This is a genomic window from Deltaproteobacteria bacterium HGW-Deltaproteobacteria-6 (assembly GCA_002840435.1).
Taxonomy (GTDB): domain Bacteria; phylum Desulfobacterota; class Syntrophia; order Syntrophales; family Smithellaceae; genus UBA8904.
In genome coordinates, this window is record PHAT01000004.1 from 376,843 (window position 1) to 396,695 (window position 19,853).

Genomic DNA, 19,853 nt, shown 5'->3' on the forward strand with positions numbered 1-19,853 from the left:
AATGGATAATGTGGATATTGTTATTGTCGAAGATAATCATCATGATATCGAGATGATTTTAGACGCCTTTCGCGAACTGGAAATTAAAGCGGACACTCTCATTTTCAGCGATGGAACAGAAGCGGTAAAGAATTTTTTTGGCGTCGGCGGCAGATTTTTCTCTGAAAAATGTAAATTGCCGCGGTTGATATTGCTGGATTTAAAACTTCCGAAGATCAACGGCATGGAAGTTCTGAAACTATTGAAAACGGATGAAAGGACAAGAAGCATTCCCGTCGTGGTTTTCACGACATCCAATGAACAAAGAGACCGGATGGAAAGTTACAAACTGGGTGCCAACAGCTATCTGGTCAAACCGCTGGATGCCGATCAGTTTGTAAACCATATCAAACAAATTATCAATTATTGGATCAGTCTAAATGAGAATGGTTATTAAGTCAGCACATGGGGCAATAATTAACATGGATTAAAGATGGATGGTGCCACTATGAACAAAGAATTACGCATTTTGATATTGGAAGACACAGCTTCCGACGCGGAGCTGATGGAAGACGAATTAAGGCAAGCCGGGCTGGAGTTTATTTCCAGAAGGGTCGCCACCAAGGCGGATTTCGTGAAACAATTGGACGAATTCCTGCCGGACTTGATTCTGGCTGACTATTCGCTGCCCGGCTTCAGCGGCAAATCGGCGCTCAACATTGTTGTGAGCCAATATGCCGACATTCCCTTTATTTTTGTCTCGGGCGCTCTGGGTGAGGAACTGGCGGTGGAACTGCTCAAAAAAGGAGCGACGGATTACGTTTTAAAAAATAATTTATTGAGGCTTGCTCCTTCGGTTAACCGGGCGTTAAAGGAAACAGCCCAGCGCAATGAGCGCAGAAAAGCCGAGGCAGATTTGAAACAAAGCGAAAAAGAATTGCAATTGAAATCCCAGACATTAGAAGAAGCCAATATCGCCCTGAAAGTATTGTTGAAGCATCGGGAAGAAGACAGGAGCGCCATGGAAGAAAACATTTTATCTAATGTAAAAAAGCTGGTGCTTCCTTCCATTGAAAAATTAAAAACACTGAAGTTAAACGACATGCAGGCAGAGCATGTCAGCATTATTGAAAGCCATTTGCAGGAGATCATATCGCCGTTTCTGCATAATCTGACTACAAAACATTTTGATTTGACGCCGCGGGAAATTCAAATTGCCACCCTGATTAAAGAAGGCAAAACGACCAAAGAAATGACCGAATATTTGAATATATCGGCCACGGCCGTCGATTTTCACCGGAAAAATATCCGTTCAAAACTCGGCATAAAAAACGAGAAAACAAATCTCCGCTCTTTACTTCTCTCCATGTCGTCTTAGATTGGCGATCCTGAACAAGATAGTCCCCGCGATGGGGACTATCCGCAAATCAGCATCAGGATGCTGAAATTATTTACGGCGGAATGATTTATTGCATCACACCGTCATATGCGGAGTCCGCCCACGCCGTTTTCACAGGTCATGCGTTCCCTTCCGGCAAACCCGCGGCTGTTCATTATTCAGTGAACCGCCTCATGTTTCTTAGGCATTGATGACAGTGAAAAATAAAAGCTGGCGCCTTCGTCCACTTTTCCTTCGGCCCAGACCCGTCCGCCATGCCGGCTGATAATCCGCTGAACGATGGCCAGTCCCACACCCGTACCCTCGAACTCCTCCTGGCTGTGGAGGCGCTGGAAGACACCGAAGAGTTTATCATAATAGTCCATATCAAAACCGACGCCGTTATCCTTCAAACAATAGACAACATGGCCGTCGCCTTCATGACTGCTGATGAAGATGGTGCCCGGTTTCCGGTTTTTTGTAAATTTTACGGCATTGGACAGAAGATTAAAAAACACCTGCCGGATAAGATTCCGGTCTCCGTAGCCGGGGAGCATCCTCGTAATCTCGACCTCCAGCTCCCGTTCCGGATGCTCCTGACGAATATCACTCCATACTTCGCCCGCCAGTTTATCCATATCAATGACCGAAATGCTCATGTCGGTTTTTTGCACTCTGGAAAAAGAAAGCAGGCTGTCGATCAGAATGCCCATCATCCTGGCATTGTCCCTGATCAGATCAAAGTGATGCCTTGTCTTCTCATCAAACTGATCCCCCTGCTGTCTCAGGATGATCCGGGAAAAACCGTCAATGGCCCGAAGCGGCGCCCGGAGATCGTGGGAAACGGAGTAACTGAAACTCTCCAGTTCCCGGTTTGCTTCTTCAAGCAGAGCGGTTTTTTTCTGCACTTCTGCTTCCGCCTGCATACGGTCGGTAATGTCCATAAAGATAACCGCAAAATGGCATGGCGAGGGGCGGTAGGCAAAAACATCGTAGTACCGTTTGAGTGTTACGGCGTAGTTCCCGAAATGCACCGGTTCGCCCGTCAGGGCTACGTCACCATAGACCTTGATCCATTTCGGATCTTCACCGGGAAAAACCTCTTTCATGCACTTGCCGACAATCTGTTCCCTCCGGATGCCGGTCAGCGTTTCAAAGGCCGGGTTAATGTCCAGAAAGCGATAGTCGCAGGGTACGCCCTGTTCATCACAGATAATTTCATGAAGCGCAAATCCTTCCGACATGTTTATGAAAAGAGAATGATATCTTTCCTCGCTTTCCCTCAGCGCCTGCTCACTCAGCTGAAGATTCCTGAACAGCAGGTCATAGGGCCTGGAAAGGCCGGTTACAATGATCGCCTTGTAAATAAGATAGAAGGCTATTATCTTCAGGCAATGGCCGATTAAATTGGAGAGGTCATAGACGCCGACATAAAACGTAAAGGCAAGCTCCGAACCTATTGTAACGATGATCGCCAAAACGAGCAGAATCAGCACGTCACGATCAAATTCGTCGCGCTTCATGAGCATCAGGATCAAAGAACCAAACAGGATGGCGGAAATCAGATATTCGCTCAAAATCTTGAACCGGGTCAGGCCGACGCCGTCAATATGACAATCGGGGAAGACCCCCGTAAAGATAGCCGTCAGGAGCGCCAGACTCAATCCCGCGTATCCGGTCAGGATCCAGCCGGCTTTCAGTTTTCGCCCCATCAGGAAGAGAGCGGCAAAAAGCGAGAGGCTTTCCATATAGCGCGCGGCAATCCACAGCTGAGTCGGCAGATTCGTTCCGTAGCCCATGAAAAAGTCCATTTTTTTGTAAGCGAGGGTGTGGACGAGATCGAAGGCCGCCACAAAGAAAAAAGCAATGCCGATAAATGTGAGATAATTATTGTCAATAATACGGCGTGAATTCCAGATGAGCATGAAAATGCTGAATCCGATGATGATGCTGAATAACTCGGCCATTACATGGAATGTCAGATAGCTGTAACGGCTGATGACAAACAATCCGGCCAGAGAGATCAAACCGACTACCACCTCGCCCGGTCCGAATAAAGTCGCCTCCTGTTTCCTCATAACTTCCTTTCCTTATGGACTCACGCTGCAAGAATAAACCGCTTCATTTCCGCATCAGCTATTCCGACTGTCGGATTGAGGTATTTAACATTTTTGGGGCAGTGCAAAATAGAATGCAGCCCCTTCATTTACTTTTCCTTCAGCCCACACCCGTCCACCATGCCGTTTGACAATTCGCTGGACGATCGCCAGCCCCACGCCGGTGCCCGCATACTCCTCCGCGGTGTGGAGCCGCTGGAAAACACCGAACAATTTATTATAATACTCCATATCAAACCCGGCGCCATTATCCTTTACACAGTAAACCATACGACCGGATTCTTCAGCGCTGCTCATTTCGATTATGCCCGACCGGCGGTTCCTGGTAAATTTTACGGCATTCTCCAGGAGATTGAACAGCACCTGCCTGATGAGGGTCCGGTCTCCGCATCCGGGCAATACCTCTGTTATCCGGAATTCCAGATTACGCTCTTTATTCGCGATCCGTATTTCTTCCCATACCTCCCGGGCAAGTTTATCCATATCGATGACCGAAATGTTCATACTGGTTTTCTGGACTCTCGAAAAAGAAAGCAGACTGTCGATCAGAGCGCCCATCTTTCTGGTATTGTCTCTGATCATATCGAATTGCCGCCGGGTATTTTCATCAAATTGCTCCCCTTGCTGCCTGAGGATGATCCGGGAAAACCCGTCGATGGCCCGAAGCGGCGCCCGCAGATCATGCGAGACGGAATAACTGAAACTTTCAAGTTCCCGGTTGGCGGCTTCCAGTTGATTGGTCCGCTCCTGCAGTTCTGCCGCCTGCCGGGCCAGAAGATCTTCCGCCCGTTTGCGGGCCGTGATATCACGTGCCACATGCACGGATCCAACGGGACGCCCCTCCTGATCGCAAAGAGGCGTTGTGCTGACCAGAAAATCGCCTCCGAGATTCGGCTCATGAACTTCGGCGACATGCTGCAGACCGTCTCCGCAAGTCAGCTGATGAGGGCAGAAGGCGGGCGGTTCACCCGCTCCATGGACAGTTTCATGGCAGGTCAGTCCGATGCAGCGCTTCGGGGCGACACCCAGACGATCCGCCATCGCCTTGTTGACCCGGATGATCTTGTGTTGATTATCCAGTATCGCAATCAGATCCGGAACGGTGTCAAAGGTCCTCTCCCACTCTTCCTTGGCCAGAAGGATGGCCTGGTCCGTCCGCTTGCGCTCGGTGACATCCTCGACCAGTGACAAGACGGATTCCATCTTTCCTTCGGCATTGAATATGGCGGAGTTATGCCAGGTGCATTCAATGATGGCGCCCGACTTCGTGTAATTGCGATTCGTAGAAACAACGGTATGTTTTTCACCGGTCGCCAGGGTTTCCATAATGCGGTCGACCGCCGGGATATCCTCATTATAAATTATCCGGAGATGGTCAATGCGCCTGCCGATGACTTCTTCTTTTTTCCAGCCGAATATTCGCTCGGCCTCAGAGGACCATTCTGTTACGATAAAATCAGCATCCCATTCCACCACGGCCAGAGGAGAATTTTCAAAATGAAACTTCAGACGCTGTTCGCTGTCGCGCAGGGCTTCCTCAATTTTTTTGCGCGCCGTAATATCATGAGCGATCACGGCAACCCGGGCCGATTTTTCACCGGGGTAAGAAACGGTTCCCATATTAACGGCGGCATATATCCAGTCTCCGTTCTTCTTTCTGATCCGGTATTCGACCGTCTCGGCTACGGCTTTCCCCGCCAGTTTTTGTCTGGTTCTTTCTTCAAAAAGCGGTCTGCTTTCTTCTGCCAGAATATCAAGAGGCTTCACGGCCAGCAGTTCTTCTCTGGAATACCCGAGAATGTTGCACATGACATCGTTGACACTTAAAAACTTTGCTCCCGGCAAATCCATTTCATAAATGGCGGCAGGAGCATATTTGACAAGATTCCTGTATTTTTCCTCGCTTATTTTCAGGGCCTCCTCGCCCTGCTTACGCTCGGTGATATCTTCAACCAGCACGGCAAAACGCTTTTCCATCGGCCGATATGCCATGGCTTTAAAGTGCCGCCGGAAAGATTTGGAGTAGAATTCACTGTACTCCGACATTCCGGTGATGGCAACTTTCTTGAAAATAGAAAGCCAGTGGGATGAAACATGGGGATTCAGCTCTTTCATGCGTCTGCCGATGATTTGATCCCGCGAAATTCCCATGATCTTTTCAAATACCGGATTGATGTCCAGATAAGTGTAATCCTGCGGGCTGCCGTCTTCATCGTAAATAATCTCGCCTATGTAAAATCCTTCCTGCATGCTGTTGAAGAGGCCGCGATAAAGGTTCTCATTGTTGCCGAGCGCCTCTTCAGTTTGCTTCCGATCGGTGATATCCATACAGATGCCGATCATCCGGACGGGTTTGCCTGTGTCATCATATCTGCCTTCTCCGATGGAATTTATCCAGCGAACCTGGCCGTCCGGCAGCACAATGCGATAATCACTGTTCAGGGTTGTCTTCTGACGCAGGGCATCGTTGATCCGGCCCTGTGCTATTGGAACATCTTCAGGATGCAGGATGCTTTCCCACAACTCAAACGATGCCCGGTTTTTCCGCGGATCCAGTTTGAAAAGATAAAACATCTGGTCCGACCACAGAATATCGCCGGTCAAAACGTTCCAGTCCCACGTGCCCACCTGTGCCGCGTGCTGCGCCATTTCAAAGCGTTCCGTGGTCTCCTTCAGTTCCTCTTCCAGCATTCGCCGCCTGGTGATGTCCGTTCCGGCGGCTACGGAGCCACGGACACGACCTTCGGCATCGAAAAACGGCATGGCGCCTTCGATCAGCCGCACCACCCGTCCGTCGGAGAAGACCAGATCCAGCATTTCGGCCTCGACAGGCCTTCCTGTTGCGGCGGCAACCTGCGCGGGCAACTGGTCGGGCTTCATCTCCGCACCATTGCGTAAAACTTTATAAGTCACTGCCGCATCCCCGGGCGCGCTCATCGAAACATTGGCATCGGGCGGCACCTGCATGATCTCATCGGCGTACCGGTTGCCGGTAATGCGCAGGCATTGCGGGTCGTGCGCAATCCAGATCGCAACGGGCGCCACATCCATCACGGTCTGCATTTCCCCGGCGCGTATTCTTTCCCGCAACTCGCTTGCCCGCAGGGCCTCTTCGATTTTGACGCGATTCATGGCGATGGCGACCTGATCGGCAACGGCTTTCATCAGCGCCAGATCATCCGCGCTGAAAGTCGTCCGGTTACGGGTGCCGAAGGACAGGGTTCCAATGACACGATTTTGCTCCATGAGCGGATGGCAGGCGTAGGCTTTAATGCCGAAAGATTTTACCAGTTCCGTCCGGACGTCGGGCGTCGTTGGAATGTTCTCGGCGACAATCCGGCATTTGTCGCGCGCCACGCACCCGCAAACCGCCACACCGTATTCCAGCCATTCCATTTCTCGCGCCGCTTCGGGCGGAATCCCCGCATACGCATTTAAGTGCAACCGTCCGGCATCTTCATCAACCAGAAAATTGAAAAAGGCCTGACAATCCAGAAATTCCATAACCCGTGTGCACAGCTCCACCACGAGCTGCTGCGGTTTGTCACTCGCGAGCAGCCGGCCGGCCGTGTAGGATAAGATTTCCAGCCGTTCGTTGTATTTTAACAGAATCGCTTCTATCTGCCGGCGGTGCTCCAACTCTTTCTGCAGTTCCGCCGTCCTTGCGGCAACCTGCCGTTCCAGATCTCTGTGCGCCTCGCGCAGTTCTTCTTCCGCTTTCTTGCGCGCCTTCAACTCGTCCGCTTCCGCCAGGGCTCTCCTTACAGCCGGCACGAGCCGCTGCTGCAGACGGTTCTTTAAAACATAATCCTTTGCGCCCTGCGTGAGAATTTCAATGGCGCGATCTTCACTGACCGCGCCGGTCACTAAAATAAAAGGGGTGTCGGGGCATTGTTTATTTGCTTCCAGAAGCGCCAATGCGCCGTTGTATTGAGGAAGGTCATAATCGGACAGAATAAGATCGTAGCAGGACTGCTGTAGTTCGTAAATGTAATCTTGCTCGTTTTCCACCACTTTCGCGGCAACGCGAAACCCGGCATCTTCCAGTTCAAACAGCGTTAACTCGGCATCCGTTCGGTTGTCTTCCAGAATAAGAATGTGAAGGGGTTCCGTCATAAATCTCATCACCTGTCAATATGTCGATTGCATCACAATCTGACATATTAGTAACAATACATCAAGATTGGATTTCAAAGCGGATTTTAAACTTATATTTTCCAGATTGATCGCGGTTGCATCATATAATGATGTTTTTCCGCCGAACAATAGGGGGTTTTACCTACCGAATAGCGCAATATTTCCTACCATGTTTATTTTATGCGTCAAACCTTATACTAATGTAAAATGATGTAATAAAACAGATTCATCACAAGGAAATTTTTTCAGGGAATGAGATGGAACATGACTGATAATATACGTATTCTGATGTTGGAAGATGTGGCAAGCGATGCGATATTGATCAAAGATGAGCTGCAAAGCGCCGGACTCAACTTTGTTCCCTGTGTTGTTTCCAACAGAAAAGATTACCTGGAGGCCCTGGATAATTTTTTTCCGGACATTATTCTTTCTGATTATAATCTCCCCCAATATGACGGTGTTAAAGCTTTAAGTGATGCCAGACTCAAACTGAAATTTCCGGATGTGCCCTTTATCCTTGTAACGGGAGCCATTGCAGAGGATCTGGCCATCGATATTCTGATCAGCGGGGCCAGTGATTATGTCATGAAAAATCGCCTGCAGAGACTTGTCCCGGCTGTCCAAAGGGCGCTGGAGGAAGCAAGGGAAGTCAAAGCGCGCAGAGAGGCGGAGGCACAACTGCGCAAGGCGCATGATGAGCTGGAGGTTCAGGTCAAACAGAGAACCGCTCAGTTACAGACCGAAATTGAAGAACGAAAGAAGACCGAGGAAGACCTCCGGGAAGCACTCTCCCGTATAAAAACACTGAGCGGTCTTTTGCCGATTTGTGCTTCCTGCAAAAAGATCCGTGACAGCAAGGGTAATTGGGAGCAAGTTGAAGTCTATATCAAAAATAATTCCAACGCGGAATTTACTCATGGGGTGTGCCCGGAATGCGCAAGAAAACTTTATCCGCAGGCGTTCAACTGACCTGAAAAACTTCCTGACTATCTGATCCATTCATTTTGAAGATTGCCTTATCGATGCTTATCCGTCATCCTCTCAAATGTGCTTTTTTACGTTTACCGGCGCGCGATATTTCCGTCAACTCATCATAAATGACAATTTCCTGCTTGATATTAATAACCAGCAGAATGATCGCGGCGGCAATTAATACGTGGATCAGAAGACCGGTTGTATAACCGGTTGCCAACCCCAGACACCAGAGACCTGTCAGTAAAACAGCAATCGACCAAAGCATGATCTTTCTCCCTGAAAAAGTAGTCCGAACATCACCCGTCTCAGCTTAAACCGGGGTGCTCTTTTTTCTTAAAATGCAGGAAGTTTAAGATAAAAACAATAATGATAAATTAAGAGTTGAATGGCAGGTAAATACTACTCCCGGCTATGGTTATGGAACTGCCCGAATTACCGTCGGCTGCTCATGTGTATCACCAATTGTTTCATCCATGCCATGAGGCTTGTCTCAGGGATTGGTTGATCCTAATCCAGTGTATTCCCGATGGAGAGCATGATCAATTTGATGTTTAATATATAGTCATACGGGTATCATGAATCCCGCAAAAATTTCAGGAGGTGTCCCATGCCGGTCAGTACTTCATGGAAGCACAAAATATTGGCGGTGGTTTTCGTGTCATTGACCGTTATTTTCTTTTGCAACACATCGTTTGCAGCGGAGCCTCCCCACCGCTATCAAGTTGTCACAGGCCCGGAAGACAAGGCATATCTTGTGGACACAACCACCGGTTTTGTCTGGGTGCTGACCTACCGCACCATGGCCACTGGGAGAGAACCCATTGCCATTCCCTATAAATTTATCAAGATATGTCCGAAGAATCAGAAATCATTTATTGTGGAAGACGCCAAGGACGGCGCCTGCCTTCCGTAGTCGTCACCCTGTTACCAAGACGTCAAAAAGGCTGAGAACGGCTTTAGTTTGAGGGGAAGCAACCAATCAGGACACGGCTCACGGTTTTTCCCGGAACAGCACCCTGTCCGGTATCAAAACACCGATGGAGGAAGATCATGAAATTAAATATCAGCCGACGGGGTCATCAACCCATTATCATCATGGCGTCGGCATTACTTTTGATGGCTGTTTTGCTCACGGGAGCAAATGTCTCTTATGCGGGTCCCGATGATTCCGAATCCAAAACGGCGGTAAAGCTGTCTTTAACCGAACGCATGGACGCACACCTCTCCATGCTGCACACCAAGCTTCAGATCACGAAGGCTCAGGAAGATCAATGGCAGAAATTCGCCCGGGTGATGCTGGAAAATAATAAAACGATGCAGGATCTTCAGGAAAAGCGCCAGAAAGAAGTCCGGTTGATGACCGCACTGGATGACCTTAAAAGTTACAGCGAAATTGCCGACGCCCATGCCGGCGGCCTGAAAAAATTTATTCCGGCATTTGAAGCTCTCTATAACAGCATGACAGATGAGCAGAAACGGAATGCCGACAGCCTCTTTCTCAATCAACGGGAAATCATGAGCGGTAAAAGGGCCTCCAACTAGAGCAGCGTTGCATTGATCTCCTGTCCTGCCGACCCTTATTGCCGGGGGCAAGACCAGCGGGAGATATCTTTTAAAAAATCAGAACAACCCCATGGTAAAATCCGTAAGGACCATCCGGCAAATGGATATCCCGGCAAAGATGCAATAGGAGACAAGGCTGATGAGCGTAAGCCTCCTCTGAAAACGCGCCAGGCCGGAAGCGAGGCTTTTAATTCTGCGAAACGGCATCAGGACGCCCACACCCAGACCCGAAACAACGCCGGTCATCAGGGAGGCATAAAGAAGGTATCCGACATAACCATATTCTTTCTGTAAAATGCAAAAAGGGCAATGGTGGGTCGGAAGTTCATAAAAGTAAAGCGAGATGAAAGAGATCAGGGAGGCGCAGGATATCAGAAAAAATAATCCGGAGATGATGGAAAAAAGATATCCCGGTTTACCCTTGACGAGATAAATGATGCCGGACAACAAAGTCAGGACAATCCCCCCGTAAAAAACCGCCATGGCGCTCACAACCGGCAGTGCGGTAATTTCCGAACCGACGCCGGTTTGCCCGGAATTAAAGAGACTTCCGCAGCAGGATGTGATGACATCCGCCTTCATCCCGGAAAAATACAACCATTGGAAAACTGCTTCCGCGATGATCAGGGGCGAAAGGCCGAGGAGCATGGCATATTTCTTCCTGATCAGGGGATAATCTCTGGCCTGATTGTCCACATGGTTGACGATGAGCCAGAGACCGGCCAGGATGCAGTTGAGAATTTTCAGGAGAAAGGCCGGGTAGCCGTAAGGATCAACATAAAGCGTGCCCGCGGCGCACATCGCTCCGACAAAGAGGTTGTGAAGCCCGTCGGCGGTATAGATGAAAAGAAAGAGCGAACCGATCTGGAATACGAAGACATAGGATAGAATCGTCGAAATGAGGTAAGTCTTTCTCTCCAGGGCCAGCTGCTCTTCACTGCCGCTTTGCATGTCCCAGCAGCGGATAATCCTGATGCCGAACCAGGAGCTGAAAATAATCATTCCGCAGATGAGAACGGACGCAAACACGAGTGCGACAATGGCCGGATGCAGAATCATAGCCCCGCCTCATCGATTATCCCGTCACGAACGCCAATAACCCGATCAACAACGGACGCTTCAAAAACAATAGGGTCATGACTGGCAATAATGATTGTCTTGCTCTGATCCTTCAACCGGGAAACGATGTTCATGAATTCCAGCGACAACCTGCTGTCCAGATGCGCCGTCGGTTCATCGGCGATGATGACCGGCGGGTCATTCATCAGCGCCCGGGCGATCGCCACCCGCTGCGCTTCACCGCCGGAAAGCCACTCCACCTTCGCGGGGGCGCGGTCTTTCAGGCTGAACATATCCAGAAGTTCTTCCGCGCGCCTCCTGACCTCGGCGTGCTTGTTTCCCAGCGGGTAGGAGGGGAGCAGGACATTTTCGATCACCGTTATTCCCCGGACGAGATTAAACTGCTGAAAAATGAATCCGAACGAACGGCGCCGTATTTCCGTCAAAAACCGCTCCGGCAGGCTCGTCACCTCCACATCCGGCTGGTCGTCATTCCGGAGAAAACCATTTTTGCCCAGCAGCCCTTTTTGCAGCGTGATCCGGCCGGACGAAGGCCTCGCCATGCAGCCGATCAGCGACAGGAGTGTCGTCTTTCCCGAACCGCTCGGCCCCTTCAGCACCGTGACGCGGCTGCCTTCCATGTCAAGCGTCACGCCGTTCACGGCAGTAAAGGCATTGGACTTTCCCAGATTAAATCCTTTTCGCACATTCATTAATTTAATCATCTAAGACCTCATCACCTGATCGGGATCGATAATCGCCGCCTTCCAGGAAGGGATAATGGTGGCCACGGTATAGGGCACAACCGTCAGAAAGAAAAGGACGGCCAGCTGATAGGAATCGATGAAAGGCGTTATACGAAAATCAGGATAGAGGACGGACCAGCCTTTCAAGGCGGGAGCAAACAGGAAAGCTGATGAAAAGAAAACATGGGCGTAAGCCAGCAATACGCCCCCGGCAAAAGCCAGGAAGGAAATCAGAGCGCCTTCATAGGTTTTCACGGCCAGGACATCGGATATTTCCCAGCCGATGGCCTTCAGGATGCCGATTTCCCGCTTCTCTTCCGCCGAAAGTCCCGATGCTTTTTCCGAAGCAAAAATAATGAAAGCCAAAAGAGCCATGATGAGCAGAATGATCACCATACCGCCCCGCCAGTCAAAAACGGAGTCATAGGTCCGCACCATTTCATCCCGGATGATCGGCCGTGTATCGGGAAGCAGTTCCGTTACCTTCCTCGCGATGGTTGCCAGTTCCTTGGGATTCCTGACGGTTACGGTAATGTCCGTCGCGAAGGGCGCGGCCAGTCCGAATAGCTCCCGGAAGTCTTGTTCCGTCATCAGGATCAAATCGGCCGTCACCAGTTCCGATGCGGCGGAAATTTCCCGAACGATGGAAAAACCCCGGACGGATCCATCCGAACCACGGAAGGACATGATGTCGCCGGCGCCGATCATTCTGCCTTTCGCCAGGCCGCTGCCGATGATGATATTTCCGGAGGACAGGTCGTTTCCCCGGGGCGCCATAAGGGTGTAGTTGGCGCCGACAACGGGATCATAATAATAGCCCCATAATCTTGCCTCGGCCGAAGTAACACCCCTGATTTTTTTTATCCTCTGAAGATAATTCACGGGAATGGGGTCATAGCGGCCCATCAGGAGCCTTTGCACCACCATTTCGGGAGCGCCTTTCAGAATGAGCGATGCCTCCCGCTTCATGGCGTGCGTAAAAAACATGGCCGAGGCCAGGATAAAAACAACCAGTGTATAGACAAAAAGCAGGCTGAGGTTTTTGCCTTTTCTTCTGATGAGGGAAGCCATGGTGAAGTCGAGGATGCTTCTTTGTTTCTCAATCCAGCGTGTCATTCCAGCCTCCTTTGCCTGACGGTCGGGCCCGCAAGCGACCCCGTCGGAAAATGTTCGAGCGCCACCGGATGATCCTGAAAGGCTGAATACATGTCGGCCTGGGACAAATGACGGGTATAGCGCGCTTCCGTAAAAAGACACAGATCCGTCAGCTCCAGTTTTTTAACCACTGCTGCCAGCTGAGCGATGTGAGCGGCATCCGCCTGCCGCCTTGCTGCCGCGTGAACGAACATCAGTCCGCAGGCAATGAGCAGAAAGATAAGCAGGATCAGACAGAGATCCGATTTCCTCACCGGCAACCGGACCTGTCCGTTTTGATGATGTAAAAGTTTACTGATCAAGACTTTTGACCACCTCTGCCGTTATTTCGGAAAATTTGAGAATTTTTTTCCCCTGATGGTCGGTTGAGAACTCCCGGGCATCGTCTTCATGTGCCAGAGGGATCAATTCCCGCCCCATCGGGCCGTAAATATCGCTGCCGATGATGTACAGGGCTTTTCGCGCGTCGATCGCGGAAAGATGATAGTAATCCCTGACCAGGATCGTTTGGATATCCGCGGCTTTTCTGGACGGAGCATAACGCTTCAGATCAAAAAGATATTTAAACATATCTTTCGCGCCGTCAAAATAGACGTGGGAACCATCCCGGAAGCGGACGGCCATGACCCAGTCCGGATATTTCGCCACAAACATGCCGCAGACGGGGCATTTGTCTTTCACCGCAGGTTTCGGCATCGTCAGTTGCTTGTTTGCCGACCCCGCCGCGGCTGCCGGCAAACAAGCGCAAAATATGACAAACGAAGCAGCCAGAAGCACCCTGCCCCATTTCCAATACCGTTGTGTTTTGCTCATCAATGTTTATGCTCCATCATTTTCATTTTTTTCATTTTTCTTTTTTCGCGGATCATTTTTGTGTCATTGCCAAGATCCACATAAGCGGCCTGAAGCGCATCGTCAAAAGTTCCAAAACGGCCGCCGCTTACCTTCATGAATTTTTCCGCATCCGCCTGATCGGCAAACGCCCACTTGGCATTTTTTGTCATCACGCCCGGTTTGCCACCGCCGATAACCCAGAAAGCTTTTTCCGCATCAATCAATTCTTTCTTTCCGTAATCACCCACGCGGATGGCTGACGGCGCTTTATCCAGGTTCAGGGCCAGATCGACCGCCGCGCAATGAAGGCTGCATACACCGACTTTCGAGCCATCGCCGTATTCAATGAGCATCCTGCTGTGAGCAAACATATCGCGGTTCATGCCGCAATGGATGCAGGCAGGCATTTCCTTTACATCATTTTCCATGGCCCAGAGCACGGGCACGGCAAGCATCAGGCACAAAATCACGATTCCCCAATATACGGATAATTTTTTCATAACGTCTCCTTTCACGGTTGAAAGCATGATGAGGAGCGGGCCGCCGGGACCCGCTTCCCGTTCACGAACCTGATGGTTCGCACAATTCATTTTCTGTCCATTTTAAGGGATTGCCACAATGGCGCACGATCCCCCCCCGTCCTGCATTCAACATAAACCGCAAGGTTCAGGGAACCGGTGATGAAGCTTGTTGATGATTTAAACAGAGGCAATCCGGAATCGGACCGGCTCAGGAGGTAAAACAGGCACGTCCATACAGATGCTTTCCGGCATGAGAAAGCAGGGCGCCTGCGTATAGACGGGCTTAATGGAAACACTGGAATGATGCGGAGTAAAAATCATCTCCGGCATCCATTGGGGCATATCCCGGTCGGTCTGATCATTGCAGCAGCTGCAGGAAATCATGACGCAGGGCTTTGCCGAATCTTGACAGCAAAAACATTCGAGTCCCCCGTGCGGCCTTTCAGCAACACGCATCAGGGAACCAAAGGGCGAACCCGTCAGAATGATCAAGGCGATGAATGCCGGAAGAAAAGCTCGCAGCTTCATATCAGATGAGTCCCCCGATTATTTTTTCCCATTGACGATCATCCGTTTCACCGAAGATTTTAAAGCGGATGATCCCTTCCCGGTTAAGGACGTAGTAGGTCGGAATGCCGACAATGCCGAACCGTTTTTTAGTGATTGCATCCGGATCGAGCAGAACCGGATACGAGATATTCAAGTTATGAATATACGCGGCAGCCGTCGTTTTTTTCTCACCAACGCCCACGGAATAAGCAACCACACCTGCCTCCCGGTACTGATTGGCAATCCATTCCAGATGCTTCATTTCACCCCGGCAGGTCCGGCACCAGCTGGCCCAGAAGTGAATCAGGGCGATTTTCCCTCTTGCGTCCGCGGGGATCACAACTTTATTCCCCGAAACGTCGGAAAGAACGACTTCGGAAAGCTTGCTTCCCACGCCCGGGACTTCTTTTCCAAGGCAGGACAGGATGCCGGGAAGAACAGCGGCGAGTCCGGCCATCATTCCGATTTTCACGAAATTCCGTCTTCCGATATTTGAGATAATTTCCTGCATAACGGATTCTCCGCCGAGCGCTTTCTCAGATTCACCGGCGCAACAATCATTGCCCGCCTGCGTCCTCAGGCAACTTCCTCAAAACATATGCTTCCTGCAGCTGAAATGATATCGGGGAAACTCTTAGTTTCAGTCAGGGATTAACTATTTGCGCATCAGGGAAATGCTTTGCTTCACCGGCCGGGGGGGACGGATCTATTTTTTAATGCCAGTATGTATTCAATAATGTCTTCAATCTGTTGTCTTGTGAGATCCTTTTCAAATCCCGGCATTTTATCCTTGCCTTTTTCGGTGATGGCAATCATTTCATCCCGGGTCATCTTACTGGTCCTGAGCGTCAGCTTTTCCGGATGAACATTGAGCAGTTTGGCCTGTTTCAGAATATTTTTGTTTGTCCTGTGGCATTTGGCGCACTTGGCATTGAAATCAACCTTGGGATCGGCAAATCCTGCTACGGGCATGGCAAATATCGTGATCAGCAGCAAACTCCATATCTTTTTCATGGCAATTCTCCTTTTTTAAACTTGCAGCGTCAGAAAAGACCGAGAATCAGTTTTTTCAAAAGTTCAGGACTGGCGCCGCCCAGGATCCGGTAGCGCACGATACCTTTACGATCGATCACATAAGTTCTGGGCACATCCGTCACACCGTAGAGACCCGCACTTTTTTTGTCCTCATCGATCACCAGCGGATAGGAAACCCCCAGTTCCGCGGCAAATGTCTTCACGCGCTCTTTTGTCTGGCCGATGTTGACAGCCATGATTTCCAGCCCCTTTTGCCGGTATTGATTGCGCAACTTATCCATGGCCGGCATTTCCAGTTTGCAGGAACTGCAGCCAATCTGCCAGAAATGGAGAATCACCACTTTGCCCCGGACGCTCTCCGGAATCCTGACGGGAAGACCGTTGACATCACGGAGAGTAATCGATGGCGGCACATCGCCGATGCGCAGGGCAGCCCCGGCCGGAATCGCGGCAAGCAGACCGATCAGGCAGAGGACCGCCAACCGGCAGACCGGAAACCATCCCATTCTCTTCTTCTCCGGGCATGTCTTGTTCATGGAGTCAACTCCATCCGCTGCTTTTTCATTTCATAATTCCATTTCCATATTTCATAAACAGCCGGGTAGACCATCAGTTCCATCAAAAAAGAGGTGAGAATTCCCCCGACCATCGGCGCCGCGATGTGCTTCATGACGTCCGAACCGGTTCCTGTTGCCCACATAATGGGAATAAGGCCGAGCATCGTTGTGGCCACCGTCATGAATTTCGGCCGTATCCGTTTAGCCGCTCCCTCCCGTATGGCCGCCCGCAGATCATCCAGCGTCTTAAGCTTTCCTTCCCGCCTGGCCTTTTCATAGGCGAGATCCAGATAAAGAAGCATAAAGACGCCTGTTTCCGCATCGACCCCGAGCAGAGCGATCAATCCCACCCAGACACCGATGCTCATGTTGTAACCCAGCAGATAAAGAAACCAGACGGCTCCCACGGCCGAAAAAGGCACAGCCAGCAGGACGATCGATGTCTTCACCAGCGAGCGGGTATTGAGATAAAGCAGAATGACAATCAGCAGAAGAGTGATGGGAACAACCACCTTCAGGCGCTCCCGGACCCGCTGCATGGCCTCGTATTGGCCGCTCCAGCTGACGACATAGCCGGCCGGAAGCTCTAACTTTTCCATGAGCAGACGGTTGGCTTCCTCGATATAGCTTCCCGGATCCTGACCCGCGATATCCACGTAAACATAGCCGGTCAGCATTCCGTCTTCATCACGAATCATCGCCGGACCGCCGGCAACATTCACATGGGCCAACTGCGACAGGGAAATCTGTTTCTGGCTGCCGGCGACCGGCACCAGGATGCGGCCGATGGCCGGCAGATTACTGCGGAAGTCACGCTGATACCGGACATTGACGGAATATCTTTCCCGCCCCGAAATCGTGGTGGCAATGCTTTCCCCGCCAATGGCATTCTCGACGGCGCTCTGTGCCTCATCAATGGAAAGGCCGTAACGGGCCAGTTCATCACGGTTCCATTCGATGTCGAGAAAATAACCGCCGCCCGTCCTTTCGGCAAAAATACTCCGGGTCGCCTTCATCTGGCGGAGAGCCGCTTCCACCTGTCCCCCGATCTGCTCGATCTGCACCAGATCAGCGCCGGAGATTTTGAGACCCACGGGCGTGCGAATGCCGGTGGTCAGCATGTCGATCCGTCCCTTGATCGGCATGGTCCAGGCATTGGAGAGTCCGGGAAGCCGCAGCGCTTCATTCATCTGGTGAATCAGTTCTTCCTGCGACAGCGTGTCGGGAGAGATCGAACGAAACAGGGGTTTGAGCCATTGGGGCGCCCAGGAAGAATACCAGGTGTCAACTTTGCGCCACTCACTTTTCGGCTTGAGGATGACCAGGGTTTCGAGCATCGAAAGGGGCGCCGGGTCCGTTGACGTCTCGGCGCGTCCCGCTTTCCCCAGCACCTGATCCACTTCCGGAAATTGTTTAATGATCCGGTCCGTGGTCTGCAGAAGATGCTGGGCTCTGGTGATGGAGATCCCCGGCATGGTAGTCGGCATGTAAAAGAGCGACCCCTCGTCGAGGGGCGGCATGAACTCGGAACCGAGCTTTTGAAACACGGGGATGGTCACCAGCACCAGCATGACGGAGACACCGATAACGAGCCACTTCCGGTTGAGCGACCAGGACACCGCCGGCTCATAGAGACGAATCAGAAAACGGCTGACGGGATGATTTTTTTCGGGCCGGATTTTCCCGACCAGCATGGCGTTCACCATGCGGCTCAGAGCGCGCGGCCGGAAATGAAAGTTGCGAAAGTGGGTAAACAGGAGCCGTAAAGCCGGGTCCAGCGTGACGGCCAGAAAGGCGGCGACAACCATGGACAGCGTTTTGGTATAGGCCAGCGGTTTGAACAGACGCCCTTCCTGAGCCTCAAGGGTCAGAATGGGAAGAAAGGAGACCGCGATGACCAACAGGGCGAAGAAACTGGCCGGTCCGACTTCCTTGACCGCGCTGATGATCACTTCCCGGTAATCGGTCTTCCGGCCCTCCTGTTCCCATATCTCCAGCTTTTTATGCGTCTGTTCCACAATCACGATGGCCGAATCAACCAGCGCGCCGATGGCAATGGCGATTCCGGCAAGCGACATGATATTGGCTGAAATCCCCATGAGCCGGAACGGGATAAACGAAATCAAAACAGCAAGCGGAATGGTGATAATAGGAATAACCGCGCTCGGGAAATGCCACAGGAAGATGAGGATGACCAGCGAAACGGTGATCATCACCTCGATCAGGGTCACCTTGAGATTGCTGATGGCGCGATTGATCAGCTCCGAACGGTCGTAAACGGGAATGATTTTAATGCCGGGAGGCAGGCCGGGTTCGATTTCCCGAATCTTCTTTTTGACCCGTTCAATGACATCCAGAGCGTTTTGACCCTGGCGCATGACGACAATGCCGGAAACAACATCGCCCTGGCCATTGAGGTCGGCAATGCCCCGGCGGTAGTCCGGTCCAAGCGTCACCTGTCCCACGTCGCGAACACGGATCGGCGATCCGTTCTCGCTGACGGCCAGGGCGATATTCCCGAACTCTTCGGTGGACCGCGCATATCCCCGGCCGCGCACCATGTATTCCGTTCCGCCAAATTCAATCAGCCGGCCTCCGACATCGTTGTTGTTCCCGCGAATCGCCTCGACCACCCGGTTGACCGTAATCCCGTAAAACTGCAGCCGGTTGGGATCGAGATTCACCTGATACTGCTGGCGAAAACCACCCACGGGGGCCACTTCGGCCACCCCGGGCACCGATTTAAGGTAATAGCGGAGATACCAATCCTGATAGGAACGGAGTTCCGCCAGGCTCTGCTGACCTGTCGTGTCAACCAGCGCATACTGATAAACCCAGCCGAGCCCCGTGGCATCCGGTCCCAGCTCCGTCTTCACACCCTGGGGCAGACGCGGCAAGATCGCCGACAGGTATTCCTGAGTGCGCGATCGCGCCCAGTAGATGTCGGTCCCCTCATCAAAAATGACATAGACAAAGGAATAACCGAAGTCGGAGAATCCCCGGACTGTCCGGACGCCGGGAGCGCCCAGCATGGCCGTAACGATCGGGTAGGTCACCTGATCCTCGAGAATATCCGGACTGCGATCCCAACGGGAGTAAATGATGACCTGGGTTTCCGAGAGGTCCGGTATGGCATCCAGCGGAACCGTCTTCATGGACCACCACCCCGCGATGGCGAGAGCGGCCACAATCAGCAAAACAATCAGTTTGTTGTTGGCGGAAAAATCAATGGTCCGGTTAATCATGCC

Annotated in this window: 19 protein-coding genes; 5 read left to right on the forward strand and 14 right to left on the reverse strand. The window is 51.3% G+C overall.

Annotated features, from left to right (window positions below; translation table 11 throughout):
- The first annotated feature begins 1 nt into the window (after nucleotide 1).
- Together CVU71_10105 and CVU71_10110 are read left to right on the forward strand one after the other, a co-directional pair.
- A complete protein-coding gene (locus tag CVU71_10105; GenBank protein ID PKN19122.1) occupies nucleotides 2-436 on the forward strand; it encodes a two-component system response regulator in 435 nt (144 codons plus the stop codon).
- A gap of 36 nt (nucleotides 437-472) precedes the next feature.
- Nucleotides 473-1,357 carry a hypothetical protein gene (locus tag CVU71_10110; protein PKN19123.1) on the forward strand — a complete coding sequence of 295 codons (885 nt, stop codon included), beginning with the start codon at nucleotides 473-475 and terminating at the stop codon, nucleotides 1,355-1,357.
- Between the two features lie 179 nt (nucleotides 1,358-1,536).
- On the opposite strand, the gene CVU71_10115 is transcribed toward CVU71_10110, so the two are convergent.
- Both CVU71_10115 and CVU71_10120 read right to left on the reverse strand, forming a co-directional pair.
- Complete coding sequence (locus tag CVU71_10115) at nucleotides 1,537-3,435, reverse strand: hypothetical protein (protein ID PKN19124.1); 1,899 nt, start codon at nucleotides 3,433-3,435, stop codon at nucleotides 1,537-1,539.
- 84 nt (nucleotides 3,436-3,519) lie between these two features.
- On the reverse strand, nucleotides 3,520-7,599 hold the full coding sequence (locus CVU71_10120) for a hypothetical protein (GenBank protein PKN19125.1): 4,080 nt from the start codon (nucleotides 7,597-7,599) through the stop codon (nucleotides 3,520-3,522).
- Nucleotides 7,600-7,863: 264 nt separating this feature from the next.
- Here CVU71_10120 and CVU71_10125 point away from each other — a divergent pair, with 264 nt between their 5' ends.
- On the forward strand, nucleotides 7,864-8,580 hold the full coding sequence (locus CVU71_10125) for a hypothetical protein (GenBank protein PKN19126.1): 717 nt from the start codon (nucleotides 7,864-7,866) through the stop codon (nucleotides 8,578-8,580).
- 64 nt (nucleotides 8,581-8,644) lie between these two features.
- On the opposite strand, the gene CVU71_10130 is transcribed toward CVU71_10125, so the two are convergent.
- On the reverse strand, nucleotides 8,645-8,851 hold the full coding sequence (locus tag CVU71_10130) for a hypothetical protein (protein ID PKN19127.1): 207 nt from the start codon (nucleotides 8,849-8,851) through the stop codon (nucleotides 8,645-8,647).
- Nucleotides 8,852-9,193: 342 nt separating this feature from the next.
- On the opposite strand from CVU71_10130, the gene CVU71_10135 reads away from it, so the two are divergent.
- Nucleotides 9,194-9,499, forward strand: a complete 306-nt coding sequence (locus CVU71_10135; GenBank protein PKN19128.1) for a hypothetical protein — start codon at nucleotides 9,194-9,196, stop codon at nucleotides 9,497-9,499.
- A 203-nt stretch (nucleotides 9,500-9,702) separates the two neighbouring features.
- The gene (locus tag CVU71_10140; GenBank protein PKN19169.1) at nucleotides 9,703-10,128 is read left to right on the forward strand and encodes a hypothetical protein; all 426 of its coding nucleotides are present in this window, start codon (nucleotides 9,703-9,705) and stop codon (nucleotides 10,126-10,128) included.
- A gap of 78 nt (nucleotides 10,129-10,206) precedes the next feature.
- On the opposite strand, the gene CVU71_10145 is transcribed toward CVU71_10140, so the two are convergent.
- The 11 genes from CVU71_10145 to CVU71_10195 form a co-directional block, all read right to left on the reverse strand.
- Nucleotides 10,207-11,208, reverse strand: a complete 1,002-nt coding sequence (locus CVU71_10145; GenBank protein ID PKN19129.1) for a hypothetical protein — start codon at nucleotides 11,206-11,208, stop codon at nucleotides 10,207-10,209.
- On the reverse strand, nucleotides 11,205-11,933 hold the full coding sequence (locus tag CVU71_10150) for an ABC transporter ATP-binding protein (GenBank protein ID PKN19130.1): 729 nt from the start codon (nucleotides 11,931-11,933) through the stop codon (nucleotides 11,205-11,207). Before CVU71_10150 ends, CVU71_10145 begins: the two co-directional genes overlap by 4 nt.
- Entirely contained in the window at nucleotides 11,934-13,070 is a 1,137-nt protein-coding gene (locus CVU71_10155; protein ID PKN19131.1) for an ABC transporter permease, read from the reverse strand.
- A complete protein-coding gene (locus tag CVU71_10160; GenBank protein PKN19170.1) occupies nucleotides 13,067-13,303 on the reverse strand; it encodes a hypothetical protein in 237 nt (78 codons plus the stop codon). Before CVU71_10160 ends, CVU71_10155 begins: the two co-directional genes overlap by 4 nt.
- A 97-nt stretch (nucleotides 13,304-13,400) precedes the next feature.
- Entirely contained in the window at nucleotides 13,401-13,922 is a 522-nt protein-coding gene (locus tag CVU71_10165; GenBank protein PKN19132.1) for a nitrous oxide reductase accessory protein NosL, read from the reverse strand.
- On the reverse strand, nucleotides 13,922-14,443 hold the full coding sequence (locus CVU71_10170) for a NosL family protein (GenBank protein PKN19171.1): 522 nt from the start codon (nucleotides 14,441-14,443) through the stop codon (nucleotides 13,922-13,924). Before CVU71_10170 ends, CVU71_10165 begins: the two co-directional genes overlap by 1 nt.
- Before the next feature lie 198 nt (nucleotides 14,444-14,641).
- A complete protein-coding gene (locus CVU71_10175) occupies nucleotides 14,642-14,992 on the reverse strand; it encodes a hypothetical protein (GenBank protein PKN19133.1) in 351 nt (116 codons plus the stop codon).
- A gap of 1 nt (nucleotide 14,993) precedes the next feature.
- Nucleotides 14,994-15,524, reverse strand: a complete 531-nt coding sequence (locus CVU71_10180; GenBank protein PKN19134.1) for a hypothetical protein — start codon at nucleotides 15,522-15,524, stop codon at nucleotides 14,994-14,996.
- Nucleotides 15,525-15,697: 173 nt separating this feature from the next.
- Nucleotides 15,698-16,027, reverse strand: coding sequence for a hypothetical protein (locus tag CVU71_10185; protein PKN19135.1), 330 nt, complete (start codon nucleotides 16,025-16,027; stop codon nucleotides 15,698-15,700).
- Between the two features lie 29 nt (nucleotides 16,028-16,056).
- The gene (locus tag CVU71_10190) at nucleotides 16,057-16,584 is read right to left on the reverse strand and encodes a TlpA family protein disulfide reductase (GenBank protein PKN19136.1); all 528 of its coding nucleotides are present in this window, start codon (nucleotides 16,582-16,584) and stop codon (nucleotides 16,057-16,059) included.
- Complete coding sequence (locus tag CVU71_10195; protein ID PKN19172.1) at nucleotides 16,581-19,850, reverse strand: CusA/CzcA family heavy metal efflux RND transporter; 3,270 nt, start codon at nucleotides 19,848-19,850, stop codon at nucleotides 16,581-16,583. The genes CVU71_10190 and CVU71_10195 overlap by 4 nt, the downstream gene beginning before the upstream one ends.
- Nucleotides 19,851-19,853: the final 3 nt, after the last annotated feature.